Consider the following 25,421-nt stretch of genomic DNA (forward strand, 5'->3'; position numbering starts at 1 on the left):
GTGTATGTGAGACGGGTCACAGTCCGCGATTTCGCGCAGCATATGACCGCCTTTCATGCCTGTCCAACTCTCTTAGTGCATGGAGTGATACCTTTTGTGCATGGCGTACACTTTGGAGCAGCTCCGCGGTCTGGTCGCGGTCGCCGAGGAGTTGCACTTCGGCCGGGCGGCCATGCGACTTCGGATGACCCAGCCGCCCTTGAGCCGGCAGATCCAGAAGCTCGAGGCGTCCGTCGGCGTGCAACTGCTCGAACGGGACAATCGGCGGGTGGCGCTCACCCCGGCGGGTGAGGCCTTCCTCGGTGAGGCGCGGCGCATTCTGGCGATCGCCGAGGCGGCGCCCGACCTGGCGCAACGGGTCCAGTCGGGCTCCCGCGGGCTGATCCGCCTCGGATTCACCTCCGCGTCCACCTTCGGGATGCTCGGCGGTCTGCTCAATCGGTTGGAACGCGAGCTTCCGGAAGTCCGTATCGAACTCTCGGAGATGGTGACCCGCGAACAGGTCGCGGCCCTCGCCGGCGGAGATCTCGATCTGGGTCTCGCTCGCCCGCCGTTCGACCCCGAGCTGTTCGATTCCCGGTTGCTGCACCGGGAGGCGCTGTTGCTGGCGGTTCCCGCGGGACACGCGCTGACCGGACTCGACCGGCCCGTGGTGGCCAGCGACCTCGCCACCGAGTCGTTGATCTTCCACTCGCAGCAGAGGGCTCGATACTTCTACGACCTGGTCGTCAGCATGGTGCCGCTGACGCAGGAGCGGGTGATCCACAGTGTGAGCCAGGTGCTCACCATGCTCTGGCTGGTGTCCGCCGGCCGTGGCGTCGCCTTCGTCCCCGCCTCCACCGCCCTGCTGCACATCCCGAACGTGGCGTACGTGCCACTCGCCACGCATGTCCCCGAACCCGTGGAGCTCCATCTGCTGTGGTCGCGGCACTCGCACAATCCGGCGCTCAGCCGGGTGCTGGCCGTCCTGGACGCCGAGGCGCCCGAGGAAACTCCCTGAGCTTTTCGCCGTCGATGCTCTTGAGGTATCGCGCGATACGGAAACACTCTTGGACAAGCATCGTTATTGCTTCCTACCTTGGCCACGTGACGCTGACTCCCCCTGCTGAACTCGCCGGCCGGTTGACCACCGGGCTGCTCTCGTTTCCGGTCACGCACTTCGACGACCGGCTCGCCTTCGACGAGACCAGGTACCGTGACCACCTCGCGTGGCAGGCCGGTTTCGGTGTCGCCGGACTGTTCGCCGGTGGAGGCACCGGCGAGGGCTTCTCCCTCACCTCGGCGGAGATCGACGCCGTGGTCCGTGCCGCGGTCGGCGAGGTCGGCGCCCTGGTGCCGGTCGTCGCCCCCGCCACCGGAGGCACGTCCCAGGCGATCGCCCATGCCGCCGCCGCGCAGCGAGCCGGAGCCGCCGGCCTGCTCCTCATGCCCCCGTACCTCACCGAGGCCGGCCAGGCCGGGCTGATCGCTCACATCAGCGCCGTCTGCCAGGCGACCGACCTCGGCGTCATCGTGTACAGCCGGGCCAACGCCGTGCTGGAGGACGTCACCGTCGCCGAACTCGCCGACCGCAACCCCAACCTCATCGGGCTGAAGGACGGTGTCGGCGACATCGAGCGGATGACGCGCACCTACGCCAAGGTCGGCGACCGGCTCATCTACATCGGTGGCCTGCCGACCGCCGAGACCTTCGCGCTGCCACTGCTCCAGCTCGGGGTCAACACCTACTCCTCGGCCCTGTACAACTTCGTCCCCGAGTTCGCGCTGCGATTCTTCGAGGCGGTCCGCGCCCAGGACCGGACCGTCGTCTACGGGATGATCAATGACTTCATCATCCCGTACCTCGACATCCGCGACCGCGCCCGCGGCTACGCGGTCTCCATCGTCAAGGCCGGTCTCACCGCCGTGGGACGCGACGGCGGACGGGTGCGGCCCCCGCTGACCGACCTGGCGGCCGACGAACGGGCCGACCTCGCCGCCCTGGTTGAAAAGATTAAATAGGCCATCATGAGCACGCGAACCCTCACCATCGCCCTGGTCGAGGCGATCTCCGTCGCCGGGCACGACAGCATGTTGCTCAATCTCAGCGGCGCCCACGGCCCGTTCTTCACCCGCACGATCACGATCATCACCGACAGCGCCGGCAACGTCGGCGTCGGCGAGGTCCCGGGGGGCGAGGCGATCCGCCGTACCATCGAGGCCGCCGGGGAGATGCTCGTCGGCCGGCCGATCGCCGAGTACGGAAGCCTGTTGCGCGACGTCGGAGCCAGGTACGCCGAACTCGACGTGCGGGGGCGGGGCCGGCAGACCTTCGACCTGCGCACCACCGTCCACGCCGTCACCGCGCTCGAATGCGCGCTGCTGGACCTGCTCGGACAGCACCTCGGCGTACCCGTCGCGGAACTCCTGGGCGAGGGCCGCCGGCGTGACACCGTGCCCGTGCTCGGGTACCTGTTCTACGTCGGCGACCGAACCCAGACGGATCTGCCGTATCTCGCCGAGCCGCATCCGGCCGACGACTGGCAGCGCGTGCGCCGCGACGTGGCGCTCACCCCGGACGCGATCGTCGGGCTCGCCGAGGCGGCACAGGCGCGATACGGCTTCACGGACTTCAAGCTCAAGGGCGGGGTCCTCGCCGCGGAGCAGGAGATCGACGCCGTTCGGGCGCTCGCGGCGAGATTCCCGGACGCGCGGATCACCATCGACCCCAACGGGGGCTGGCTCCTCGCCGACGCCGTCGCGCTGTGCCGCGACCTCGGCCACGTGCTCGCCTACGTCGAGGATCCCGTCGGCGCGGAAGGCGACATGTCCGGGCGCGAGACGATGGCCGAGTTCAGGCGCGCGACCGGCCTGCGCACCGCCACCAACATGATCGCCACCGACTGGCGGCAACTGGCTCACGCGGTGCGCGCCGACGCCGTCGACATCCCCCTCGCCGACCCGCACTTCTGGACCATGCGCGGCTCGGTCCGCGTCGCGCAGATCTGCCACGACTTCGGGCTCACCTGGGGTTCGCACTCCAACAACCACTTCGACATCTCGCTGGCGATGTTCACCCATGTCGGCGCCGCGGCGCCCGGGCGGATCACCGCCCTCGACACCCACTGGATCTGGCAGGACGGGCAGCACCTCACCCGTAATCCGCTTCGCATCCACGACGGCCACATCGCCGTGCCGACCGCTCCGGGCCTCGGCGTCGACCTCGACCGGGACGCGGTGGCGGCCGCCCACGAGCTCTACCTTGAGCACGGCCTCGGCGCCCGCGACGACAGCGCGGCCATGCAATACCTGCTCCCCGGATGGCGGTTCGACCCCAAACGCCCCTGCCTGGTGCGCTGACCGAAGCGAAGGATCGAACATGACCGAAGCCCAGGGCGACCGGATCGTCGAGATCGCCCTCTCCTCTGTGACGCTGCCGCTCAAAGCCGCGATCAGCGACGCCAAGGTCCTCACCGGACGGCAGCGCCCCATGACCGAGGTGGCGTTCCTGTTCGCGGAGATCCGCACTGAGAGCGGCGTCGACGGTCTCGGATTCAGCTACAGCAAAAGGGCGGGTGGCCCGGCCCAGTTCGCGCACGCCCGCCAGGTCGCCCCCGACCTCATCGGCGAGGACCCCAGCGACATCGGCCGGCTGTGGACCAAGCTCGTGTGGGCCGGCGCGTCGGTGGGCCGCAGCGGCGCCTCCACACAGGCCATCGCCGCCCTTGACGTCGCGCTCTGGGACCTCAAGGCCAGGCGCGCGGGCCTGCCCCTGGCGAAGTTGCTCGGCGCTCACCGCGACGCCGTCCGCTGCTACGACACCTCGGGCGGATTCCTGCACGAACCGATCGAGCGAGTGCTGGAGAACGCCACCGCCTCGCGCGCGGCCGGGATCGGCGGCATCAAGATAAAGGTCGGCCACCCGTCCTCTTCGGTGGATCTCAGCCGGGTCCGCGCCGTCCGCGAACACCTCGGCGACGACGTCCCGCTCATGGTCGACGCCAACCAGCAATGGGACCGTCCCACCGCCCAGCGGGTCGGCCGGGCACTTGAGGAGTTCGGCCTCACCTGGATCGAGGAGCCCCTCGACGCCTACGACGCCGAAGGCCACGCCGCGCTGGCCCGCTCGCTGGACACCGCGATCGCGTCCGGCGAGATGCTCACCAGCGTCGCCGAGCACTACGAGCTGATCCGCCATGGCGCTGTCGACATCCTGCAGCCGGACGCCCCGCGCATCGGGGGCATCACGCAGTTCCTCCGCCTGGCGACCCTCGCCGAGCATCGCAACCTGACGCTCGCCCCGCACTTCGCCATGGAGATCCACGTCCACCTGGCCGCCGCCTACCCGCACGAACCCTGGGTGGAGCACTTCGACTGGCTGCATCCGCTGTTCGACGAGCGGCTGGAGATCAGAGACGGCCGCATCCACCTGTCCGGACGGCCAGGCCTCGGCGTGACCATCAGCGACCAGGCCCGCGCCTGGACCGTCGACCGGACCGTGATCCAGGGAGCACCCAGATGACCCCCGTCCCCAGCATCGACCCCCGCACCGGCGCGACCGTCGAGGTCGTCGCCGCGGAGACCACCACGGCCGAGGTCGACGAGCGGTGCCGCGCGGCCGCCCGGGCCGCCGAAGCCCTTGAGGCCATGGGCCGAACCGGGCGGGCCACGCTCCTCGGCGCTCTCGCCGACGCCCTCGAAGCCGCGCGCGACGACATCGTCGCCGTCGCCGACCGCGAGACCGGCCTCGGCACCACCCGCCTCGCCGGCGAACTGACGCGCACCGGCTACCAGCTGCGGCTGTTCGCCGACGTCCTGCGGGACGGCGGATACCTTGAGGCCACCGTCGACCACGCCGGTGACACGCCCATGGGGGCTCGGCCCGACCTGCGCCGCATGCTCGTCCCGATCGGGCCGGTCGCCGTTTTCGGCGCGAGCAACTTCCCGCTCGCCTTCTCCGTTCCCGGCGGCGACACCGCCTCCGCCCTCGCCGCCGGCTGTCCCGTCGTCATCAAGGCCCACGGCTCGCACCCGGCGACCTCACAGCTGTGCTTCGACGTACTCTCCGCCGCCGCCGGCAAGGCCGGAGCCCCCGACGGCACTCTCGCCATGGTGCACGGCCTGCGGGCGGGCGCCGACCTGGTCGCGCACCCGGCGATCCGCGCGGTCGGCTTCACCGGATCCACGCCCGGCGCCCGCGCGCTCCTCGCCGTCATCGAACAGCGATCCGACCCCATCCCGTTCTACGGGGAACTGAGCAGCCTGAACCCGGTCATCGTCACCCGCGCCGCCTGCGCCGACCGTGGATCCCGCATCGGGGCGGAACTCGTCGCCGCGTTCACTCTCGGAGCCGGGCAGTTCTGCACCAAGCCCGGACTCGCGTTCGTCCCTGCGGGGCCTGACGGCGACGAGGTGATGGCCGCGATGCACGCCGCCGTCGCCGCCACAACGCCGATGGTCATGCTGAACGAGGGAATCGCCGCCGCCTACGAGCGGGGGACGGCCCGCCTCGGCGCGGTCGGCGGACTGACCCCCGAGGCCCGGGGCGCGGCCGGTGACGACGCGGGATTCCGCGGCACACCGCTCCTGCTGTCGGCCGACGCCGCGGACCTGCCGCCCGAGGCCACCGACGAGTGCTTCGGGCCGGTCGCCGTCGTCGCCCGCTACCGCGACGACGCCGAACTGGTCGCCGCGCTGGAGGGGCTGCCCGCCTCCCTCACGGCCACCGTGCAGCGCGGTCCCGGGGAGACCGAGCTGCCCGCGGAGCTGAGCCGCCGGTTGCGTCCCCGTGCCGGTCGCCTGATCTACGACGGCTATCCGACCGGGGTCGCCGTGTCCTGGGCCCAGCACCACGGCGGCCCGTGGCCGGCCACCAACACCCAGCACACCTCTGTCGGCACCAGCGCGATACGCCGCTTCCTGCGGCCCGTCACGTGGCAGAACGCGCCGGAGGAGATCCTGCCCGACGAGCTGCGCGACGGCTTCACCGCCGTTCCCCGGCGCGTGGACGGTGCCCTGCGCCCGGCCGGCTGACCACGCTGGAGCCCGGTCTCGTTCCCGGCGGCCTGGGCGGCGCGGCTTTTTCGCCGCAGCCCAGGCCGCCTGCCGGATCGCCTGCCGGATCGCCTGCCGGGCGACAAGGGCCACCCCTCCGAAAAGATCCGCGGACGGCCCCGGACCAGAGGGGCCCTGGACCAGACGGGTCCTAGACCAGGCGGGTCGGACAGCCCAGGCGATGTCCCATCTGGACGAGATTCTCGGTGAAACCCCGCCGCGTACTGTCGGCGAAGCCGATGAAGAAGCGGTTGGCCGGCGGTACGCCCCACCGCATCCACTGCGCGACGTTGAAGACCCGGTGCACGAGCAGCGCGCCCCGGGGGTGCGGTTCGACGCTCCACTCGCCTCGATACCACCAGCCGCCCTGAAAGGAGATGGTGTGGCCGGTGACCTCCACGGTGGAGCTGTGACCGGGCAGATCCTCGACGGTGAAGCGGCCGGTGCGCCTGCCGTCGGGCAGCAGCGCGCCGGCCAGGTCGTCGAAGACCACGGCGACCGGTGCCTCGACGATTCCGGCGACCTCGGTGATGAGTTTTCTCTCTTTCACCGGGCCACCCTGGCGAGGCGGATGAGCGGGCCGGTGATCTCCGTGTTCGCGGACATGGCGCGATTCCTCATGGTCACGGCGCCTATCCTGGAGGTCGGGAGTCCAGACAGGGCAGGCGCCTTGTTCGGATGTCCGGCTGCCGGGGTGTTGGCGCACCCCGGCAGCCGCTTTCTCATGGTTCGTCGAGCACCTGCGACAGCAGGTCCTGCCGGACGGTGCCCGACCAGGCGAGCTCCCCCGACTCCAGACGGGCGACGACGCGCCGCACCCAGGCCAGCTCGGCCTCGTTCAGCGTGCGTTCGTAGTCGACCTCGATCATCAGGATGTCGGGCAGGCCGCCGTCCTTCATGACGCGTAGGTGAGCGTTCGTCCCGGCCAGCAGTCCTTCGATCGCCGCGGCCCTGGTGCGCAGGGCGCGCAGCGCGTCGGGCACCGGCAGGGTGCCCATGAGGGAGACGGCCGCGGTGAACGTACGGCGGTCTGGGTTGGGGCTCCCAAGGAGCGCGCGGAGCCTGGTCGACAGCTCCTCGCGGCCCTCGTCGGTGATCTCGTAGACCGTACGCTCCGGTCGGCGACCGTCCCTGCTGGTCTCGACCGGGACGATCAGGTCCTCTCCCGCGAGTCTTTCGACCGCGTGGTAGAGGCTCCTGGGAAGCCCTGTCACGTAGTCCTTGTGCGTGTCGACGATGAAGCGGTGAAGCTCGTAGGGATGGCCGGCGCGCACCGAGAGCATGGCCAGCACGGTCAAGCCGACCAGATCGGGGCGTCGCGCCATGATGATGCCTTTCCCTATATTGCTTTACGCACTATAGCAAAGCTTAAGAAGGCCTGCCGGGTCCGAATCCGCAAGGAGCGACCGGCGGTGCGACTCCGCTACCGGCGAGCCGACTCTCTACCGGGGCCCTTGCCGCCGCCGTGCCAGATCCGCCACCACCTCGGCCGCCGGCCGATGCCCTCCTCACGGCCGGGGCACCCGGTCACCGAGGGTGGGTGTCGTGCATCTCCGGCACCCACCCCTCATGGACGCGCCGGCTAGCGCTGAATGGCCTTGAGCTCGGTGAACTCCTCCACCCCCGCGCGGCCCATCTCGCGTCCGTTGCCGGACTGCCGGTATCCGCCGAACGGGGCGATCGCGTTGAACTGCGCGCCGTTGATGTACACCTGTCCGACCCGCAGCCGCTTGGCGATCCGCAGGGCGTGCTCGTTCTCGCCGAATACGGCACCGGTGAGGCCGTAGATCGTGCTGTTGGCGATGTCGACCGCGTGGTCCTCGTCGTCATAGGGGATGACGGACAGTACCGGCCCGAAGATCTCCTCCTGCGCGATCACGGAGTCCGGGTCGACGTTCGCGAAGATGGTCGGCCGGATGTACGCGCCGTGCTCCAGGCCGGGGATCCGGCCTGGCCCGCCGGCGACGAGGGTCGCCCCGTCCGCGATGCCGCGTTCGATGTAGCCGTTGACACGGTCCCACTGCCGCTCCGACGCCAGGGGGCCGAGCCGGGTGGCCTCGTCGGTGGGGTCCCCGACGGTGTAGGCCTTCGCCGCCGTGACGAGCATCCGCACGATCTCGTCATGTTTGGACGCGGGGACGAGCATGCGGGCCCACGCTCCGCAGGCCTGGCCGCCGTTGGTCCAGGCGTTGACGAGCGTCTCGTTGACCGCGTGGTCCAGATCGGCGTCGTCGAGCACGAGGTTGGCGGATTTGCCGCCCAGTTCGAGTCCGACCCGCTTGACCGTGGCCGACGCGATGACCGAGACGCGTTTGCCCACCTCCGTGGAGCCGGTGAACGAGATCATGTCCACGTCGGGGTGGGACGCGATCGCCTCGCCGACGACGGACCCGGATCCGTAGACCACGTTGAACACGCCCGCCGGCATTCCCGCGGCGCCCGCGGCCTCGGCGAGCGGTCGCGCCGTCAGGGGGGCGAGTTCGGCGGGCTTGAGCACGATGGTGTTCCCGGCCAGCAGCGCGGGCGCGATCTTCGTCATGATCTGCTGGAGCGGGAAGTTCCACGGGGTGATCGCGCCGACGACACCGATGGGTTCGCGTATGACGAGGGAGTTGCCGACCTCCTCGGTCCAGGGGAAGTCGGCCGCGAGGCCGGCTGTCGCGGACGCGACCGCGACGGGGAGGCCCGCGTGTCCGAAGCGGGACAGGGCGATCGGGGCGCCCATCTCGGCGGTCACGGCCTGCGCGATCTCCTCGTTGCGCGTGGCCAGTTCGTCGGCCAGCCGCTGGATGATCGACGCTCGTCGTGCCGGTTCGGTCGCCGCCCATCCGGGGAGAGCGGCCCGTGCGGCCGCGACGGCGCGGTCGACGTCGGCCGCGGTGCCGGCCGGAATCGTCGCGACGACGTCGCCGGTGGCGGGATTGACGACATCGATCCTGTCGCCGGTCGCGTCGGCGATCGCGCCGTCGATCCAGTGACCGGTCGCACTCAGGTGCTCATGTGTATGTGTCATGGCCTCAACGATTCACCGCCTGAAGGACGACATCCAGGTCGAGAGGATCCGCGGATAACGGGGGAGAGGCTGGTCAGGACGGGGACACGTCGTCCGTGGACACACGTGGCATGGATGCCGTCGTGCGGAGGCGTGAGGCTTGCCGGGTGATTCGGAAATCCGACCCGGGGGTGCCGTGAAGACCGGAAAAGGCGCGACCCCGCCGGATTCGCCGGGAAGCCTCTTCTGACAGCCGATCATGCGTCGCCTCGCGAGCGCATCCCTGGAGTCGTCCCATGTCCGCAACATCCTCCGGGCGCTCGACACCGCTCGTCGCCGTTCTCGCCGGTGCGGCCTTCGTCGCGTCGCTCACCCAGACACTTGTCGTGCCGGTTCTTCCCACGCTTCCCGCCGGGCTGGGAATCACCGGAACGCAGGCCAGCTGGCTCGTCACGGTCACCGTGATCGTCGGAGCCGTCGCGAACCCGCTCCTGGGACGGCTGGGAGATCAGTTCGGCCGTCGGCGGATCCTGCTCGCCGCCATCGCCGCCTTCGTCGCCGGCTCGCTCGTCGTCGCGCTGAGCGGCGACATCGTCGTCCTCATCCTCGGCCGGGGCGTACAGGGGATCTCCACCGCCGCGATTCCACTCGGCATCAGCGTCATCGCCTCGGCCGTCCCGTACCGGCGACGAGCGCACGGCGTGGCGATGGTCAGCGCCATGCTCGGCATCGGAGGGGCGGTCGGCCTTCCCCTGGCCGGGGTCATCTCCGACGCCTGGGGCTTTCACGGCCTGTTCCGGTTCGCCGCCGTCACCGGGCTCGTCGTCCTCGCCGCCGCGTGGAGCGTCGTCCCGGAGGTCGCCCCCTCGCGCGAACGAGGCGGCATCGACTATCTCGGTACGACGCTGCTGGTCGCAGGACTCTCGGCCCTTCTCCTGGCGATCGGTCAGGGACAGGGCTGGGGCTGGGGATCCGCGCTCACCCTGGGCACGCTGGGCTCGTCCACGGTGATGCTGGTCGCCTTCGGGGTGGTCGAGCTCGGGAGACGGCATCCCGTCGTCGACCTACGCCTGGCGGCGTCGCGCCCGATCCTGCTGACCAATGTCGCCGGCGTCCTCATCGGGTTCGCGTTGTTCACCGGAATGCTCGGCCCCATCACGATCGCGCAGCTCCCGCCGGGGGTCGGCTTCGGGCTCACCGTCACGGCCGCCGGGCTGTGCATGCTTCCCGGAGGCGTTCTCATGGGGATGCTCTCCCCTTTCGCGGCCCGCCTGATCGGGCGGATCGGGGGACGCGCGGCGCTCCTGATCGCGACCGTCGTCATCCTCGCGGGCTTCGGCTTCCGGTTCGTGTTCGACGAGCGACTGTGGCAGCTGGTGTCCGCGACGACCGTCATCTTCGGTGGTGCCGCCATCGCCTACGCCGCCATGCCCTCCCTCATCCTTCACGCCACCCCCCACCACCAGGCGGGTGCCGCCAACGGGCTCAACGCGCTGGCACGAGGCCTCGGCACCGCTCTCGCCAGCGCGGTCTTCGGCGCGATCTCCTCGACCGGCACCCCGGCCGCGAGCGGATTCACGGCCTTCTTCGCCCTTGGCGCCGGTGCGACGATCATCGCATTCGTCGTTGTCGCGCTGCTCCCGGCAGGCGGACGCGCGGGGCCGGCGCTGTGACCGGCGGTTCCTCTCAAGGCGCCGTCCTGTCATCGCGATACTAAGGTGGGGAAATGCTCCTCGCGTCCCCTCGCGCCGACCGCGTCATGCCATGACCAGGGAGACCCGCACGCTGCCGGCCCTCGCGGCGGGATCGGTCGAGATGCCGTTCGTGATCCTGGGCTGGAGCGAGACCATCGCCCGCGACACCACCTGGAACGAGCACTCCCACCCCTTCCACGAGCTGCTCTGGAACGAGCGGGGCGCGTCCACGGCCGTGGTGGGGGCGCGGGTCTGGACGGTCACCCCCGCCCTGGGCCTGTGGATGCCCGCCGGGACGCTGCACTCCGGCTCGGCGACCGTCGGCACCTGGTGCCGCGCCAACTTCTTCGGCTTCGGCACCATGACCTCGATCTCCCCCACGCCCGTCGGCGTCGAGATCACCCCGCTGCTCCGGCTGCTGCTGGAGCGGCTCGCCGACACGGAGCTGTCCTCCGGCTCGCGGGCGGTGACCGAGGCGATGGTGCTCGACGTCCTCACCCCCTCCTCGCGCGAGTTGCTCCTGCAGGTGCCCACCTCCGACCTGCTGCGCCCGATCGTTGACGCGGTCCGCGACAACCCGGGCAGTTCGCGGACGCTGGAGGGGTGGGCGTCCCACCTCGGCGTGAGCGCCCGCACGATCACCCGTGCCTTCAACGCGGAGACGGGAACCAGCTTCGCGCGCTGGGTCGCGGCGGTGCGCGCCCAGCACGCGGTCGCGCTGCTCACCCGGGGCTGGGAGGTCGACGTCGTGGCCGAGGAGGTCGGCTACCGCTCGGCGAGCGCGTTCGGCGCGGCCTTCCGGCGGACGACCGGGCTGACCCCGGGAGCGTTCCGGGCGCGTTGAGGCTCCGGGACGCCGGAGGCCACTTTTCCCGCGCGGGGCGGGTCTCGCGGACGTGTCGCCGCGTCCGTACACGCGCCGCAGGAAGGTCCTCCCTCGGCCTGTGTGTCCTGATCTCGACAACGGGTGTCTCAAAAGCTTGATTGCGACAACTCGGTCATTTCTCCTAAGGTGCAAGCGAAGGCAAGCCTTACCTAACTAGATCAAAGTTTGCGGCGGTCACGGTGCGCCGCCTCCACGGACGCGTACCGCGATCCAGGCGTGCGAGGGCCGGCACCAGCGAAATTCTCGAAAGTGGAGTACGGATGAAGCGTCCACGTAGCCTTTGCATCCTCGCCGTGACGGCTGTCCTGCTGGGCATCGCGGGCTGCGGTGGCCAATCGGAGACCAAGACCGAGAGCGCGAGCGCGACCGGCGACCCGAGCGCGAGCAGCAGCGCCGGCGCCTTCCCCATGACGATCGAGCACGCGCTGGGCACGACCACCATCCAGGCGAAGCCGGAGCGGGTGGCCACGGTCAACTGGGCCAACCACGAAGCGCCGCTGGCCCTCGGCGTCGTCCCGGTCGGCATGGCCGCCGCGAACTTCGGCGACGACGACGGCGACGAGCTCCTGCCCTGGGTGAAGAAGCGTCTGGAGGAGCTCCAGGCCAAGACGCCCGTTCTGTTCGACGAGACCGACGGCATCGACTTCGAGGCCGTCGCCGACACGAAGCCGGACGTGATCCTGGCCGCCTACTCGGGCCTGACCAAGCAGGACTACGAGACCCTGAGCGACATCGCTCCCGTGGTGGCCTACCCGGACGCCGCGTGGGCGACCCCGTGGCGCGAGATCATCAAGATGAACAGCAAGGCCATCGGGCTCGCCGGCGAGGGCGAGAAGCTCATCACCGGCATCGAGGGCGACATCAGCGAGGTCGTCGCGAAGTACCCGCAGCTCAAGGGCAAGTCGACGATGTTCATGACGCACGTCGACCCCAGCGACGTGAGCGAGATCGGCTTCTACACGACGCACGACACCCGCACGCTGTTCTTCGAGGACCTCGGGCTGACGATCCCGGGCAGCATCGCCAAGGCGTCCGAGGGCACGGACAAGTTCGCCCTGACGCGGAGCGCGGAACAGGTCGACCTGTTCAACGACGTCGACATCATCACCGGATACGGTGACGAGAAGGGCGAGCTGCTCGAAAAGCTCCGCAAGGACCCGCTGCTGTCGAAGATCCCCGCCGTCAAGCGCGGCTCGGTGTATCTCCTGCCCGGCAGCACGCCCCTGGGCACCGCCGCGAACCCGACCCCCCTGTCGATCTCATGGGTGCTGGAGGACTACGTCAAGGCGCTCGCCGAGGCCGCGGACAAGGTCAAGTGACATCGGTCGACACCGACCGCGCGCCGGACGCCGTCCTCGTACGGCGTCCGGCGCGCGTCCGGGTCCTGTGGCTGCTCGTCGCGGTCCTGGTGCTGGCCGCGCTCACGGTGGTCTCCGTCGCCCTCGGCTCGCGCGACGTCGACTGGGCCGACGTCTGGGCCGCCCTCGGTGGCGCGGACGACTCCCTCGAACAGGCGGCGGTCGCCAAGCGGATACCGCGCACCCTGCTCGCGATGGTCATCGGCGCCGCACTCGGTCTCGCCGGTGGCGTCATGCAGGGCGTGACCCGCAACCCGCTGGCCGACCCGGGAATCCTGGGCGTCAACATGGGCGCGTCGCTCTCCGTCGTCACCGCCGTCGCGTTCTTCGGGCTCACGTCGCCGACCGGGTACATCTGGGTCGCGATGGCGGGGGCCGCCGTCTCGGCAGGGTTCGTGTACACCGTCGGGTCCCTCGGGCGCAGCGGGGCCACGCCCCTCAAACTCGCGCTCGCCGGCGTCGCCACGTCGGCGGCCTTCGCGTCCCTGGTCAGCGCCGTCGTCCTGCCCCGCAACGACATCGCCGGGAGCTTCCGGCTCTGGCAGATCGGCGGGGTGGGCGGCGCGTCGTACGAGCGCATCGGGCAGATCCTGCCGTTCCTCGCCGTCGGCTTCGCCCTGTGCCTGCTGTCCGCGCGGGCGCTGAACTCGCTCGCCCTGGGCGACGAACTCGCGGCCGGGCTCGGTGAGCGCGTCGCCGTCATCCGGGCCACGGCCGCCCTCGGCGTCGTCGTGCTGTGCGGCGCGTCGACGGCCGTCGCCGGGCCGATCGGCTTCGTCGGACTCGTCGTCCCGCACGCGTGCCGCCTGCTCGTCGGCGTGGACCACCGCTGGCTGCTGCCGTTCTCCACCCTGGTCGGCGCGTCGCTGCTCACCGCGGCCGACGTCGTCGGCCGCGTGGTGGCGCGCCCCGAGGACGTCGAGGTGGGCATCGTGACGGCGCTGATCGGCGCCCCGTTCTTCATCCACATCGTCCGCAGTCAGAAGGTACGTGACCTGTGAGCGAGCGAACCAGCAAGCACAGCAGCGCCGCGCTCGCGGCTCCGACGAAGGAGGAGTCGTGAGCGCCCCCGCCGTCACCCGGCCGCCCGTCGTCCAGGTCGTCGTCCGAGGCCGCCGTCGGCGCGCCTCCCGCCGCCTCCTCGTCATCCTGACGCTGGCGGTGCTCGTCGTCGCAGGGTTCGCCGTGACCCTGATGGCCGGGCAGACGTTCTACCCGCCCCGCGACGTGGTCCGCGTCATCCTCGGCGAGCAGGTCCCGGGGGCGTCCTTCACGGTCGGGCGGCTCCGGCTGCCGCGGGCCGTCCTCGCCGTGATCGCGGGATTCAGCTTCGGCCTGTCCGGCGTCACCTTCCAGACGATGCTCCGCAACCCGCTGGCCAGCCCAGACATCATCGGCATCAGCTGGGCGGCGAGCGCCGCGGCGGCCATCGCGATCGTGTCGCTCTCCCTCGGCGGGCTCCAGGTGTCGGCCCTCGCCATCGTCTCCACCCTCGCCGTCGCCCTGCTGGTGTACACCCTGGCGTTCCGGGACGGCGTCGTCGGCACGCGGCTCATCCTGATCGGCATCGGGATCGCCGCGATCCTCGAAAGCATCACCTCCTATGTCCTGTCCCAGGCCGCCGAATGGGACCTCCAGGAGGCCCTGCGCTGGCTGACCGGCAGCCTCAACGGCACGACCTGGGAACAGGTCCTGCCCGTCCTCGTCGCGCTGGTCGTCCTCACTCCCGTCCTGCTGTCCCAGGCGCGCGACCTGTCGGCGATGCGGCTCGGCGACGACACCGCCTCCGCCCTCGGGGTCCGCGTCGAACGCACCCGCCTCATAGTGATCGTCGCCGCCGTCGGCCTGATCGCCTTCGCCACGTCGGCGGCCGGGCCGATCGCGTTCGTGGCGTTCCTGTCCGGCCCCATCGCGGCCCGGCTCGTCGGCGCGGACGGCTCCCTGCTCGTGCCCGCGGGGCTCGTCGGCGCCCTCCTGGTCCTCGTCGCCGACTTCGCCGGCCAGTTCGCGTTCGACCTTCGCTACCCGGTCGGCGTCGTCACCGGTGTCCTCGGCGCGCCGTATCTCGTCTATCTGATCGTCCGCACCCATCGGGCCGGAGGCTCGCTGTGACCACGTCCCACTCTCTCGCGGCCGAGGGCCTCACGCTCGGCTACGGCGACCGCGTCGTCGTCGAGTCCCTCGACCTGATCGTGCCGCCCGGCGAGATCACGGTCATCGTCGGCGCGAACGCCTGCGGGAAGTCGACGCTCCTGCGCTCGCTGTCCCGGCTGCTCAGGCCCCGTGAGGGTCGTGTCGTCCTGGACGGCAAGGAGGTGCACCGCATGCCCGCCAAGGAACTGGCCCGCACGCTCGGGCTGCTGCCCCAGTCGCCGGTCGCGCCCGAGGGCATCACCGTGCTCGACCTCGTCGGCCGCGGCCGCCATCCCCACCAGGGGATCTTCTCCCGGTGGAACGACAGGGACGACGCCGCGGTGGCCGCCGCCCTGGAGGCCACGCAGACGACGGATCTGGCGGATCGTGCCGTCGACGAGCTGTCCGGCGGTCAGCGCCAACGGGTCTGGATCGCCATGGCCCTGGCCCAGCAGACCGACCTGCTCCTTCTCGACGAGCCCACCACGTTCCTCGACGCCAGCCACCAGGTCGAAGTCCTCGACCTGCTGACCGACCTGAACCGCACCCGCGGCACCACCATCGTGATGGTCCTGCACGACCTCAACCTCGCGGCCCGCTACGCCGACCACCTCATCGCCCTCGCCGACGGCCGCCTCCACGCCTCCGGCCCCCCGGCCGAGGTCCTCACCGAAGACAGCGTCCGCACCGTCTTCGGCCTCGACAGCCGCATCATCGAGGACCCCGTCTCCGGCCGCCCCCTGATGCTCCCCATCGGCCGTCACCACATCCGGCCCCGGCCTTCCGTGCCGCCGGGCGACTCGGCGCCGCCGGCGCGATGAGGTGAGGGGAGCGGGGCGAGAACGAGCCCCGTTCCCCTCGGTTCGGGTGCGCCGGTGACCAGACGAACCGGCCCTTTCCAAGTGACCTCCAAGCGACCGCCTCCATGATGCGGTGCATGCACGCCGGGAAGATCGCATGGTTCGCAGTTTTCGCGTGTCCTCGCGGCGGCTGGACATGGAGGTGGACGGCATGAGCCCGGTGAGCGGTTTTCCGTGCTTGGATCGCTGGTTTCGCACGCTCGGCCGTGCCGGAGGGCTCGTCCGCGGGCTCCTGCCGCCGCGATCGGTTCCGGTGACCGCGACAGACCCCCCGACGCCGCCCGCGCCGGCCGCTTCCCGGTTTCTCAGCGACGAGGAAGCGGCGCTGTGGACGGTGGAGGAGCTGCGGGCGCGGGCCGCGGGCGGAGACGAGTCCGCCTGCTACCACCTGGCGAAGCTGCTGGCCGACCAGGGGCGGGCGGGAGAGGCGATCGCTCTGCTGCGGCCTCGGGCCGTCGCGCACATGTACGCCCCCGGCACCGTGTACGCCGCCGACTTGACGGTCGAGATCATGCTCGGGCACGGGCAGGCGGACGAGGCGATCGCTCTGCTGCACGCACGGCTTTCAGCGGGTGATGTCGCCGTCACCAGCTGGTTGGTGGAGATTCTGGCCGAGCACGGGCGGATGAACGAGGCGCTGGCGCTCTTCCACCGGGCCGAGGACGTCTACTGGCTCACCACGAATCGGCTGGCGCGAGCGCTGGTCGAGCAGGACCGGACCGAGGAGGGGATCGCCCTGCTGCGGGCACGGGTCGAGGCGGGCTACGAGTCCGCCAAGTTCGGGTTGGTCGATCTGCTGACCGGGCTGGGGCGGGTCGAGGAGGCCATCGCGTTCCTGCGGGCATGGGCCGACGCCGGCGACAACGACTCCGCCTACAAGCTGGCGCAGGTGCTCGCCGGGCTGGGACGGGTCGAGGAGGCGATCGCGTTGCTGCGGGCACGGGCCGAGGCGGGAGACTGGGCGGCCGCCGACCGGCTGGCGCAACTGCCCGGCCAGGGGCTGGCCGGCATCGAGGGCGAATCCGTCGCCAACCGGCTGGGGCCGCGACCCGGGCAGGGGCGGCTGGACGCGTTACGTGAGCTGGCCGACGCCGGCAGCGCGTACGCCGCCGACCGGCTGGCGCGGTTGCTGGCCGAGCAGGGGCGGCTGGAGGAACTGCGGGCGCGGGCCGAGGCCGGGGACCGGCATGCCGCCCTCCGGTTGCGCGAAGCGCTCGACGGTGGTGAAGACGGTTGACGAAAACAGCGGCGAAGACGGCGGTGAAGACGGCTGACGAATCCGTGTGCGGATGGCCACCGGGGGCCGGGTCACCGCATGCCCCCACCACGCCGTGCCGGTGGAGTTTCCGGCCGAGGAGCAGGCCGCAACGTACGCGAGCTTCGTCGAGGTGCCGATGCGGGCGGTCACGGACCCATCGTGACGGTGATCTGGTCTGGTGCCGCGTCCAGGAGGATCAGTAATCCCGCTATCCCGACGATCCAGCGCAGTGTCGTGCGGGATCCCGAGGAGAGCTTTTTCTGCCACCGCTCAGACCGTTCACGCATCCGTTCGCCCAGGGCCGCCCATGCGGCGAGGAGCAGGACGCCCGGCATCACCATGATGGTCACGTACACGCCGAGGAGCGGCGACCATTGGACGGCGGGCAGGCCGGCCGAGGTCATGACGCCGATCGCGGCGAAGTACGGCACGGCGGTGGCGAACTCGAACAGCCAGGTCCCCAGCCCCAGCAGCAGCATCGAGCGCAGGGTGAAGGTCCGGGCCCGGATGGACGCACGTTCGGGGTTCTTGTCGGGGATGAAGTAGCTCCCCACCATGAGCGCCACGCCGAGGACGGCCTGTCCCCAGGTCCACACGCTGTCATCGACGATCGGCACGACGGCGCCCAGGCCGAGCATGAGCAGCGCGCCCAAGGCGAAGTACGCGATCGCGACCGATCCGAGGTACACGCCGAGCAGCGCGCCCACGCGGTGCGGCCTGGCCAGCAGCAGATAGAGGGTTATCCCGATCACGGTGGGGCTCAGCGTGTCGAGCAGGGCCAGCGCGAGCACCGCCCCGATCGTCTCGATCGACAACCCGGCCTCCTTACGGAAGTCAACGAGTCGTAATAATACGCCCGTGTCAGTTAAAATAACACGGGCGTGTTAGCATGTGAAGGTGCCGCGACTCGTTGATCATGACCAGCGACGGGCCGAGCTCGGCGAGGCCGCCATCCGGGTGATCCTGCGCGAAGGCCTCGCCGGTGTGAGCGTCCGCGGAGTCGCCGCCGAAGCCGGCTGGTCCACCGGGTCCCTGCGGCATTACTTCAGCAATCAGCACGAATTGCAGGCCTACGTCGTGCGGGCCACCACCGACACCCTCCGTCGACGGGTCCTCCCACGCGTCCAGCGGCCCCACACCCAAGGTTCGGTGGTCGAACGGATCGCCACGATCGTGGAGGAGATGCTGCCGCTCGATGCCGAGCGGCGCGAGGAATACGCGCTGTGGTCGGCGATCGTGGAATGGGAACGTCAACACCCTCCGGAAGGAGGCTCTACGACGTGGAACGACCAACGGGCGCTGTACCGTCAGTGCATCGCCTCCATACGCGGATACGAGACGACCCGCGAAGTGAGCCAGGCCACGCTCCCGCACCCTGATGCCCAGGTCGAGCTCTGGGCGGCGCTCCTGCACACGTTCGTCGACGGACTCGCCGCCCAGATCGTGAACACACCCGGCGAAGTGTCCGCCGACACCGCCGCGCGACTGCTGCGTTCACTGCTACAAGCCGTACCTTGTGCGCGGCCGGATCGGGACGCGCACCAACCGTGAGTCGAAAGCGCGGCGCAGGCCGCGCGGGTTCGACGATGCCGGGACTGACGGGTCGGACGACCGGCCCCCGGGGCGGTCGTGAACGGCGCGTCACCGCGGCGGAGCGTTCCGCGCTCGTCGCGCCGCTCTCCCTCGTCGTTCGGTGCGGCCGGCGGAGATGACATGCTGGCCGGCGGAGATGACGTGCTGGTCGGCGGAGATGACGTGCTGGTCGGCGGAGAGCCGGGCGAGGGCGCGTGGCGGGCCGGGCCGGACGGCCGGCGGTCAGGCTCGGCGCTGGGCGTCTTCGAGATAGCGCAGGACGGCGGTGACGCGCCGGTCCGCCCGGTCGGCGGGCGCCAGGTCGAGCTTGGCGAAGATGCTGCGGATGTGCTTGTGAACGGCGCCGTCGGTGACGAAGAGCCGTTCGGCGATGGCGGTGTTGCCCAGTCCCTCGGCCATCAGGGCCAGTACGTCGCGTTCGCGGGGGCTGAGGCGCTCCAGCCTGGTGTCGGGCCGGGTACGGGCGAAAAGCTGCGCGACGACCTCGGGATCGATGGCCGTGCCTCCGGCCGCCACCCGGCGCAGCGCGTTCATGAACTCCTCGACGCGTCCGACCCTCTCCTTGAGGAGGTATCCGAGGCGGGCGCTGCCCTGGGCGAGCAGTTCGGTGGCGAAGGCCTGCTCGACGTACGCGGACAGCACGAGAACGGCCAGGTCAGGCTGGCGGCGCCTGGCCTCGACGGCCGCGGTGATCCCCTCGTCGGTGTGGGTCGGCGGCATCCGGACGTCGACGATGGCGACATCCGGCTCGTGGGCGTCGACGGCGGCCAGGAAGCCGTCGGCGTCGGCGGCGGTCGCCACGACGTCGAGTGACTCCGCGCGCAGCAGCAGCGCGAGGCCCTCGCGCAGGAGCGGGTCGTCCTCGGCGATCACAATCCGCATGGCAGGCTCACATCGAGGGTGGTGGGCCCGCCGGGAGGGCTGGTCAGCATGAGCGTCCCGTCATGTGCTTCGGTACGGCGGCGGATGCCGACGAGCCCGGACCCGCCGTGCTCGTCCGCTCCTCCGTGGCCGTCGTCGGTGATCTGAAGGTGTAAGCGGTCGTCGCGGCGGCGGACCGTGACCGTGGCGTGCCGGGCATGGCTGTGCCGGGCGATGTTGGTGAGCGCCTCGGCCACCACGAAGTAGGCGGTGGCCTCGACGGACGCGGCGCACCGGTCGGGGATGTCGGCCTCGATCCGGCAGGACACCGGGCAGGTGGTGGCCAGCCCGGTCAGCGCGTCCGAGAGGCTCCGGTCGGTCAGTACCGGAGGCAGGATGCTGCGGGCGACCGCGCGAAGCTCGGCGAGTGCCTGCTCGGCGGCGTCCTGCGCGCGTTCGAGAATGGCCTCGGCGCCGGACGGGTCGCGGGCCAGCGCGCGGCGGGCCGCGCCGAGCAGGATGGAGACGGCGACGATCCGGTTCTGGGTCCCGTCGTGCAGCGACCGTTCGATCCGCCGCAGCTCGGCGGCGTGCGCGTCCAGCGCGGCGGCGCGGGTCGCGGTGAGCTGCGCGACACGTAGCGCGAGGTCGGTGCCGGGGTCGGCGGACAGGAGTCGCCGGCCGGGCCACGCCTGCAGCCGCGCCATGCCCGGTGCGAGGAGCATGGTGACGACGATCCATCCCAAGCCGAGCAGGCCGACCCCGAGGGCGCTGGGCAGGTCCCGCACGGTCCACAGCCCCATGGCCGAGCTGGACGCCTCCTCCGGCGGTAGCAGCCGCCACCACAGCGGGAAGGTGGTGTTGGTCACCGCGCTGAAGGACATCGTGAGACCGATCAGGCTGAGGAACAGCCCGAGCGTGGCGTGGGTGACCACCCAGCCCAGCTCCCGGCGCGTGGTCGGATCGGTGAGGGCGTCGCGCAGCCCGGCCGGCACCGGATCCGGGCCGATGATCTCCGGGCCCCAGCGGGAGAGCCGCGCGCGCTCCCGGTCGGCGACGGCGCGCAGCCCGCGCAGCGCGGCGGGCACCAGGAGCACGCCCACGCCGACGAGGCAGGCCAGTGCGGTGGCGGCCACCAGCAGGAGCGCGACCAGCGCCAGGACCGTGGTGCCCAGCCCGCCGACGAGGTGTTCGAACGCGTCCAGGGTGGTGCGGGCGCGGGCGAACACGTCCCACCGACGTGCCGGTTTCCGCCCGGCCGGGGGGTCATGAGTCGGCATCCGCACCTCCTGAACCAGACCATAGGGCACCATCCGGGCCGTCGTCAGATCGCCGGTCAAGGAGTACAGCCTGCTGTACCTCGCCCGTCTCGTTGGCGGGATCGCCGGCGTCCGCGGTGGTCCGTAGCGTCGGCGGGTGACGAACGGTTCGAGTGAGGAGCACGCCGTGACCGACCCCCACCGCGTTCCCGGGAACTTCGAGACGCCACCTTCGGCACGTCCCGCCGGCGCTCGGGACGGGATGGTACGTCCCGTGCTGTGGCTCCTGCTGGCGGCCGGCGCGCTCTGCGTCATGGTGGCCTTCTCCGCCGATGCCGGCGTGCTCGCCGGAATCGGGGCCGGGCTGCTCACCCTGGCGTGCGCCGCCGCGCTGATCATCCACCACTACCTGCGCCTGCGTCGGTGAGGTCCTTCACGGCGACGACGGCTCGCGGCCCACGGGCGGGAGAGGCGCTTTCGACAGGGCCCGATCTTCTTACGGGCCTGTCCAACGATCTCCTACGGGCCTGTCCGACGAGCACGGCCACCTCGTCCTCGCCGGCCGGTGGCGGGGACGTCGTCGCGGTCGACGTAGTGCCCGGTCTACCCCGGGACACCCGGGAACACCACCACGCGTGCGGCAGGCTACGCCATCGCGTCGGCGAGGTGGGCGTTCGTAGGGTCGATCCGGATCGACCGCCGGGGTCCTGGCCCGGCGGCGACATCATCCGGAGGAGAAGAATTCCGTGCGTGGACGAAGGATCGTCACGGCCGTCGCCGCGGGCGCGGCACTGGTGGCCGGTATCCCGGCCACCGGTCAGGCGTCGGCCGGTGCCGTCGACCACACCGGGGCCGACGGGCCGGCCCTGTCCCAGCAGCGGCCGATCGACTGGCACGGCTGCCGGACAGGGCCGGCCGACGAACTCGGCGGGGCCCTGGACGCGGCCAAGGCCCGGTGTGGCACGATCACCGTTCCGCTGGACTACCGCCTGCCCGGCGGGCGGACCATCACGATCGCGATATCGCGGATCAAGGCCACCGATCCCGGCCGCCGCCGTGGCGCCCTGCTGATCAATCCCGGAGGCCCGGGGGCCACCGGAGTGGAACAGGTGCTTCTCAACCAGAACATGCCCGCCGTCGCGGCCCGCTACGACCTGATCGGGATGGATCCGCGCTTCGTGGGCCGCAGCACGCCGATGCGCTGCCGGTGGACGACCGACACCTTCCTGCGGTCGGCCGGCCCGAACCGCCGCACCTTCGACGACGGCGTGGCCCTGATGAGGAAGCTGGCGGCCGGATGCGCCCAGGGCGACCGTGACCTGCTGCCGCATGCCTCCACCCGCAACACCGCCCGCGACATGGACGTGATCCGCGCCGCCCTCGGCGAGCCGAAACTGTCCTACCTCGGGTACTCGTACGGCACCTATCTGGGCGCCGTCTACACGCAGATGTTCGGCGCGCGGGCGGACCGGGTCGTGCTGGACAGCGCGGTCGACCCGGGCGTCTACGGCCCCGGCCTGATCTCGCGGAACGCTCCGGCCATCACCGCCGCTCTCAGGCGCTGGGCGGGCTGGGCCGCCGATCATGACGACGAGTACGGCCTGGGCGACACGACGGCCGAGGTCCTGGCCACCGTGGACCGGATCGACCGGGCCGCGGCCCGGCGTCCGCTGCGGGTGGGCGCGTACCGGATCGACGCGCACGTCGTCCCGTACCTCCTGTTCGTCCGCCTCTATGACGACAGCGCGGAGGCGTACGCCGGCCTTGCCGCGGAGGCGCGGGTGCTGGCCGCCGCCGCCCGCGGTGCCGCCAGCGTGCCCCCGCCGTCGCTGAAGGAGTTCCTCGCCGGACTGTTCACCGGTGCCGGCGCGGCCACCGACAGGGCGGGAGCCCCGATCCTCTGCGCCGACCGAGCCGTCTCGCGCGACCCCGGGACCTACTTCCGCGACATCCAGGCGCACCGCGCCGACGAACCGCTGTTCGGGCCGCTGACCCGCAACATCACCCCGTGCGCGTTCTGGCCGACCGCGCCGGCGGAACCGGCCACCACGGTCGGCAACCACGTCCCGATGCTGATCGTCGGTGCCGACGGCGACCCCGCCACCCCCTACCCGGGCCAGCGGGCCATGCGCCGGGCGCTGACCGGCTCCCGCATGGTCACCCTGTCCGGCGCCTTCCGCCACGGCGTCTACCTCGCGGCCGGCAACACCTGCGTCGACGCCACTGTCGACCGGTATCTGGTCGACGGCGTTCTGCCCGGCGGCGATGTCACCTGCGGCACGCCCGGCGGAACCACCGGGTGACAGCGCGCCGTTCCGGTGACCCGCGAACCGCGAGGGCGGTACGCGGGTCACCGGGTCAGCTCCGCAGGTAGGTGAGGACGGCCAGCACCCGGCGGTGGCCGTCCTCGGCGGGCAGGTCCAGTTTCATGAAGATGTTGCCGATGTGCTTGGCGACCGCGGCGTCGCCGACGCCGAGCGTGCGGGCGATCGACGGGTTGGAGCGGCCCTCGGCCATCTGGCCGAGCACCTCCCGCTCCCGAGGGGTGAGCCGGTCGAGCGGATCGGTGACGCGCTGCCGCGCCAGCAATTGCCGGACCACGTCGGGGTCGATGACGGTCTCGCCCGCCGCGACCCGGGTCACCGCGTCGGCGAAGTCGGCGATCTCCCCGATACGGTCCTTGAGCAGGTACCCGACCCCGGCCTGGCCGGTGGGCGCGAGAAGTTCCGCCGCGTAGGCGGTCGCGGCGTACTGCGACAGCACCAGCACCGCCGCGCCCGGGTCGGTGGCCCGCAGCTCCACCGCCGCGCGCAGCCCCTCGTCGGTGTAGCCGGGCGGCATCCGCACGTCGGTGACGACCAGGTCGGGGCGGTGAGCCCGAGCCGCGGCCCTCAGGGCGTCGGCGTCGCCCACGGCCGCTACGACAGTGTGCCCGAAACGCTCCAGCAGGCCGACCAGACCGGCGCGCATTAGCGCGGAGTCCTCGGCGAGCACTATTCGCAACGACATGGCAGTTCGGTCCGCACTGTGGTGGGTCCCCCCTCGGGGCTGCTGACTACCAGGGTGCCATCCAGCACGGCGACCCGGTCCGCCAGGCCCCGCAGGCCGCTGCCCCGGGCCGGGTCGGCGCCGCCACGGCCGTCGTCGGTGATCGTCACGAGCAGGCGTCCGCCCGCGAGCCCGCCGCCGACCGTGATCCGGCCGGCCGCGGCGTGTTTGACCACGTTGGTCATCGCCTCGGAGACGACGAAGTACGCGGTGGACTCCACCGCGGCGGGCAGGCGCCGCGCCAGGGCGAGGTCGACCTCGACCGGGACCGGACAGCGCTCGGCGAGCTCGCCGACGGCCGCCACCAGCCCGAGGTCGGTCAGAACCTGGGGATGGATGCCGCGGATCTGCTCGCGGAGCACCTCCAGGGCCTGCCGCGCCTGCCGGCGGGCCTCGCCCACCAGCTCGCCCATCCGCGGGTCCTCCCCGGCGATCTCGGCTTCCAGCAGCCCCAGATTCATGTTCAGCAACACCAGGTGCTGCTGCGCCCCGTCGTGCAGGTCCCGCTCGATGCGGCGGCGCTCGGCCTCGAAGGCGTCGACCAGCCGCGTCCGCGACGTCGAGAGCTCCTCCACCCGCCGGTCCAGCTCGGCCCGCGCCGGGCCGAGCAGCCACCGGGCGAACGCCGCCTGGGCCCCGGCGAGGACGCACAGCGCGTAGACCGTGAGGACCGTGCCGGGCAGGCCGGCCACGGCGGCGACGGCCCATGCCTCGCCCATCGTGTCGACGACCAGCCCGCCCAGCCGGATGTCCACCTGGACCGCGGCCCCGGCCGCGATCAGCAGCGGGAGGACCAGCAGGAGGAGGAAGACGAACAGGACGGAGAGAGCGATGAGATCGACGACGAACAGAACGGACAGCAGGCACAACGTGTAGCCCAGTTCCCGCCACGTCGCGCTCTCACCCAGCCGCAGCCGCAGCCAGGCACCCACACCATCGGGCGCGGTGGCGTGCGGGCTTCTCACCGGAACCCGCTCAAGCGGGACGAGCCGGCGCCGTTCCAGCATCCCGACCGGCATCCCCATGAGGACGAGCACGGGCGGGAGTGGCAGCAGCAGGAGCATCACCGGCCACGCCGCCATGGCGAGCACGACCGTACCGAACAGGTAGGCCAGGCATCGCAACGGCCACCAGGACAGGAGGAAGCGCGACGGGTTGCCCGCCATCACCCGCCACACAGAGCCACCGTTCGTCACCCGGACAACCTTAGGAGCAGCGGGTTCCTCGCGAACGGGCTCGCGGTGGAGGAGCGATGGTAGACCTGGCCCTACCGTGACGGCGCTGGCGCTCGTACGGACCGCGGCACTGTGGAAACGCGCACCGTGCCCGGATGCGCCGCCGGGCGGGGCGCCGGTGAGCGCGGTCCGGGAACGGCGAGAATCCCGCCCGATCGGCATGATCGGGCGGGATTCTCGCCGTTCCCCCGGGGCGGCGCCCCCGCCGGTC

Annotated in this window: 23 protein-coding genes; 15 read left to right on the forward strand and 8 right to left on the reverse strand. The window is 71.3% G+C overall.

The window, feature by feature from the left end; genetic code table 11:
- Positions 1 to 100: 100 nt before the first annotated feature.
- The 5 genes from ACSDR0_RS29110 (at position 101) to ACSDR0_RS29130 (ending at position 6,012) form a co-directional block, all read left to right on the forward strand.
- Positions 101 to 1,000: a LysR family transcriptional regulator gene (locus ACSDR0_RS29110; protein ID WP_435292089.1), complete on the forward strand. Its 900-nt coding sequence runs from the start codon at positions 101 to 103 to the stop codon at positions 998 to 1,000.
- Between the two features lie 86 nt (positions 1,001 to 1,086).
- Complete coding sequence (kdgD, locus tag ACSDR0_RS29115; protein WP_435292090.1) at positions 1,087 to 2,001, forward strand: 5-dehydro-4-deoxyglucarate dehydratase; 915 nt, start codon at positions 1,087 to 1,089, stop codon at positions 1,999 to 2,001.
- A gap of 6 nt (positions 2,002 to 2,007) precedes the next feature.
- The gene (locus ACSDR0_RS29120; RefSeq protein WP_435292091.1) at positions 2,008 to 3,339 is read left to right on the forward strand and encodes an enolase C-terminal domain-like protein; all 1,332 of its coding nucleotides are present in this window, start codon (positions 2,008 to 2,010) and stop codon (positions 3,337 to 3,339) included.
- Between the two features lie 19 nt (positions 3,340 to 3,358).
- On the forward strand, positions 3,359 to 4,501 hold the full coding sequence (locus ACSDR0_RS29125; protein ID WP_435292092.1) for an L-talarate/galactarate dehydratase: 1,143 nt from the start codon (positions 3,359 to 3,361) through the stop codon (positions 4,499 to 4,501).
- Positions 4,498 to 6,012, forward strand: a complete 1,515-nt coding sequence (locus ACSDR0_RS29130) for an aldehyde dehydrogenase (NADP(+)) (RefSeq protein ID WP_435292093.1) — start codon at positions 4,498 to 4,500, stop codon at positions 6,010 to 6,012. Before ACSDR0_RS29125 ends, ACSDR0_RS29130 begins: the two co-directional genes overlap by 4 nt.
- A 172-nt stretch (positions 6,013 to 6,184) precedes the next feature.
- Here the strand turns inward: ACSDR0_RS29130 and ACSDR0_RS29135 are convergent, their stop codons facing one another.
- From ACSDR0_RS29135 to ACSDR0_RS29145, 3 genes are all read right to left on the reverse strand, one after another.
- Positions 6,185 to 6,583 (reverse strand): hypothetical protein, encoded by a 399-nt coding sequence (locus tag ACSDR0_RS29135; protein WP_435292094.1) that lies wholly within the window; start codon positions 6,581 to 6,583, stop codon positions 6,185 to 6,187.
- Between the two features lie 172 nt (positions 6,584 to 6,755).
- Positions 6,756 to 7,358, reverse strand: coding sequence for a PadR family transcriptional regulator (locus ACSDR0_RS29140; RefSeq protein ID WP_435292095.1), 603 nt, complete (start codon positions 7,356 to 7,358; stop codon positions 6,756 to 6,758).
- Between the two features lie 257 nt (positions 7,359 to 7,615).
- The gene (locus ACSDR0_RS29145; RefSeq protein WP_435292096.1) at positions 7,616 to 9,046 is read right to left on the reverse strand and encodes an aldehyde dehydrogenase family protein; all 1,431 of its coding nucleotides are present in this window, start codon (positions 9,044 to 9,046) and stop codon (positions 7,616 to 7,618) included.
- 275 nt (positions 9,047 to 9,321) lie between these two features.
- Between ACSDR0_RS29145 and ACSDR0_RS29150 the strand changes: the two genes are divergently transcribed.
- The 7 genes from ACSDR0_RS29150 to ACSDR0_RS29180 all read left to right on the forward strand — a co-directional run bounded on the left by ACSDR0_RS29150 (position 9,322) and on the right by ACSDR0_RS29180 (position 17,193).
- Positions 9,322 to 10,698 (forward strand): MFS transporter, encoded by a 1,377-nt coding sequence (locus ACSDR0_RS29150; protein WP_435292097.1) that lies wholly within the window; start codon positions 9,322 to 9,324, stop codon positions 10,696 to 10,698.
- A gap of 91 nt (positions 10,699 to 10,789) precedes the next feature.
- Positions 10,790 to 11,563, forward strand: coding sequence for an AraC family transcriptional regulator (locus ACSDR0_RS29155; RefSeq protein WP_435292098.1), 774 nt, complete (start codon positions 10,790 to 10,792; stop codon positions 11,561 to 11,563).
- 302 nt (positions 11,564 to 11,865) lie between these two features.
- Positions 11,866 to 12,924: an iron-siderophore ABC transporter substrate-binding protein gene (locus ACSDR0_RS29160; RefSeq protein WP_435292099.1), complete on the forward strand. Its 1,059-nt coding sequence runs from the start codon at positions 11,866 to 11,868 to the stop codon at positions 12,922 to 12,924.
- Positions 12,921 to 13,964 carry a FecCD family ABC transporter permease gene (locus ACSDR0_RS29165; protein ID WP_435292100.1) on the forward strand — a complete coding sequence of 348 codons (1,044 nt, stop codon included), beginning with the start codon at positions 12,921 to 12,923 and terminating at the stop codon, positions 13,962 to 13,964. The genes ACSDR0_RS29160 and ACSDR0_RS29165 overlap by 4 nt, the downstream gene beginning before the upstream one ends.
- 58 nt (positions 13,965 to 14,022) lie before the next feature.
- Positions 14,023 to 15,075 carry a FecCD family ABC transporter permease gene (locus ACSDR0_RS29170; protein ID WP_435292101.1) on the forward strand — a complete coding sequence of 351 codons (1,053 nt, stop codon included), beginning with the start codon at positions 14,023 to 14,025 and terminating at the stop codon, positions 15,073 to 15,075.
- Positions 15,072 to 15,917: an ABC transporter ATP-binding protein gene (locus ACSDR0_RS29175; protein WP_435292102.1), complete on the forward strand. Its 846-nt coding sequence runs from the start codon at positions 15,072 to 15,074 to the stop codon at positions 15,915 to 15,917. The genes ACSDR0_RS29170 and ACSDR0_RS29175 overlap by 4 nt, the downstream gene beginning before the upstream one ends.
- A 292-nt stretch (positions 15,918 to 16,209) precedes the next feature.
- Positions 16,210 to 17,193, forward strand: coding sequence for a tetratricopeptide repeat protein (locus tag ACSDR0_RS29180; RefSeq protein ID WP_435292103.1), 984 nt, complete (start codon positions 16,210 to 16,212; stop codon positions 17,191 to 17,193).
- Positions 17,194 to 17,360: 167 nt separating this feature from the next.
- On the opposite strand, the gene ACSDR0_RS29185 is transcribed toward ACSDR0_RS29180, so the two are convergent.
- Entirely contained in the window at positions 17,361 to 18,029 is a 669-nt protein-coding gene (locus ACSDR0_RS29185) for a GAP family protein (protein WP_435292104.1), read from the reverse strand.
- A gap of 82 nt (positions 18,030 to 18,111) precedes the next feature.
- Here ACSDR0_RS29185 and ACSDR0_RS29190 point away from each other — a divergent pair, with 82 nt between their 5' ends.
- Complete coding sequence (locus ACSDR0_RS29190) at positions 18,112 to 18,765, forward strand: TetR/AcrR family transcriptional regulator (RefSeq protein ID WP_435292105.1); 654 nt, start codon at positions 18,112 to 18,114, stop codon at positions 18,763 to 18,765.
- A 264-nt stretch (positions 18,766 to 19,029) separates the two neighbouring features.
- On the opposite strand, the gene ACSDR0_RS29195 is transcribed toward ACSDR0_RS29190, so the two are convergent.
- A complete protein-coding gene (locus tag ACSDR0_RS29195) occupies positions 19,030 to 19,689 on the reverse strand; it encodes a response regulator (protein ID WP_435292106.1) in 660 nt (219 codons plus the stop codon).
- Positions 19,677 to 20,948 carry a sensor histidine kinase gene (locus tag ACSDR0_RS29200; RefSeq protein ID WP_435292107.1) on the reverse strand — a complete coding sequence of 424 codons (1,272 nt, stop codon included), beginning with the start codon at positions 20,946 to 20,948 and terminating at the stop codon, positions 19,677 to 19,679. The genes ACSDR0_RS29195 and ACSDR0_RS29200 overlap by 13 nt, the downstream gene beginning before the upstream one ends.
- Positions 20,949 to 21,114: 166 nt before the next feature.
- On the opposite strand from ACSDR0_RS29200, the gene ACSDR0_RS29205 reads away from it, so the two are divergent.
- Complete coding sequence (locus tag ACSDR0_RS29205) at positions 21,115 to 21,354, forward strand: hypothetical protein (protein WP_435292108.1); 240 nt, start codon at positions 21,115 to 21,117, stop codon at positions 21,352 to 21,354.
- A 319-nt stretch (positions 21,355 to 21,673) separates the two neighbouring features.
- Positions 21,674 to 23,230, forward strand: a complete 1,557-nt coding sequence (locus ACSDR0_RS29210) for an alpha/beta hydrolase (protein WP_435292109.1) — start codon at positions 21,674 to 21,676, stop codon at positions 23,228 to 23,230.
- 55 nt (positions 23,231 to 23,285) lie between these two features.
- Here the strand turns inward: ACSDR0_RS29210 and ACSDR0_RS29215 are convergent, their stop codons facing one another.
- Positions 23,286 to 23,936, reverse strand: coding sequence for a response regulator transcription factor (locus ACSDR0_RS29215; RefSeq protein ID WP_435292110.1), 651 nt, complete (start codon positions 23,934 to 23,936; stop codon positions 23,286 to 23,288).
- Positions 23,921 to 25,171 carry a sensor domain-containing protein gene (locus tag ACSDR0_RS29220; protein ID WP_435292111.1) on the reverse strand — a complete coding sequence of 417 codons (1,251 nt, stop codon included), beginning with the start codon at positions 25,169 to 25,171 and terminating at the stop codon, positions 23,921 to 23,923. Before ACSDR0_RS29220 ends, ACSDR0_RS29215 begins: the two co-directional genes overlap by 16 nt.
- Between the last annotated feature and the right edge of the window lie 250 nt (positions 25,172 to 25,421).

Origin of the sequence: Streptosporangium sp. G11, assembly GCF_051192615.1 — a bacterium.
Classification (GTDB): Bacteria; Actinomycetota; Actinomycetes; order Streptosporangiales; family Streptosporangiaceae; genus Streptosporangium.

What these genes read in the sequence shown, in the direction of transcription:
- ACSDR0_RS29110 (WP_435292089.1), top strand. Translation starts at nt 101, where the DNA reads ATGGCGTACACTTTGGAGCAGCTCCGCGGTCTGGTCGCGGTCGCCGAG.
- ACSDR0_RS29195 (WP_435292106.1), bottom strand. Translation starts at nt 19,689, where the DNA reads ATGCGGATTGTGATCGCCGAGGACGACCCGCTCCTGCGCGAGGGCCTC.
- ACSDR0_RS29130 (WP_435292093.1), top strand. Translation starts at nt 4,498, where the DNA reads ATGACCCCCGTCCCCAGCATCGACCCCCGCACCGGCGCGACCGTCGAG.
- ACSDR0_RS29160 (WP_435292099.1), top strand. Translation starts at nt 11,866, where the DNA reads ATGAAGCGTCCACGTAGCCTTTGCATCCTCGCCGTGACGGCTGTCCTG.
- ACSDR0_RS29125 (WP_435292092.1), top strand. Translation starts at nt 3,359, where the DNA reads ATGACCGAAGCCCAGGGCGACCGGATCGTCGAGATCGCCCTCTCCTCT.
- ACSDR0_RS29200 (WP_435292107.1), bottom strand. Translation starts at nt 20,948, where the DNA reads ATGCCGACTCATGACCCCCCGGCCGGGCGGAAACCGGCACGTCGGTGG.
- ACSDR0_RS29215 (WP_435292110.1), bottom strand. Translation starts at nt 23,936, where the DNA reads ATGTCGTTGCGAATAGTGCTCGCCGAGGACTCCGCGCTAATGCGCGCC.
- ACSDR0_RS29150 (WP_435292097.1), top strand. Translation starts at nt 9,322, where the DNA reads ATGTCCGCAACATCCTCCGGGCGCTCGACACCGCTCGTCGCCGTTCTC.
- ACSDR0_RS29140 (WP_435292095.1), bottom strand. Translation starts at nt 7,358, where the DNA reads ATGGCGCGACGCCCCGATCTGGTCGGCTTGACCGTGCTGGCCATGCTC.
- ACSDR0_RS29120 (WP_435292091.1), top strand. Translation starts at nt 2,008, where the DNA reads ATGAGCACGCGAACCCTCACCATCGCCCTGGTCGAGGCGATCTCCGTC.
- ACSDR0_RS29155 (WP_435292098.1), top strand. Translation starts at nt 10,790, where the DNA reads ATGACCAGGGAGACCCGCACGCTGCCGGCCCTCGCGGCGGGATCGGTC.
- ACSDR0_RS29145 (WP_435292096.1), bottom strand. Translation starts at nt 9,046, where the DNA reads ATGACACATACACATGAGCACCTGAGTGCGACCGGTCACTGGATCGAC.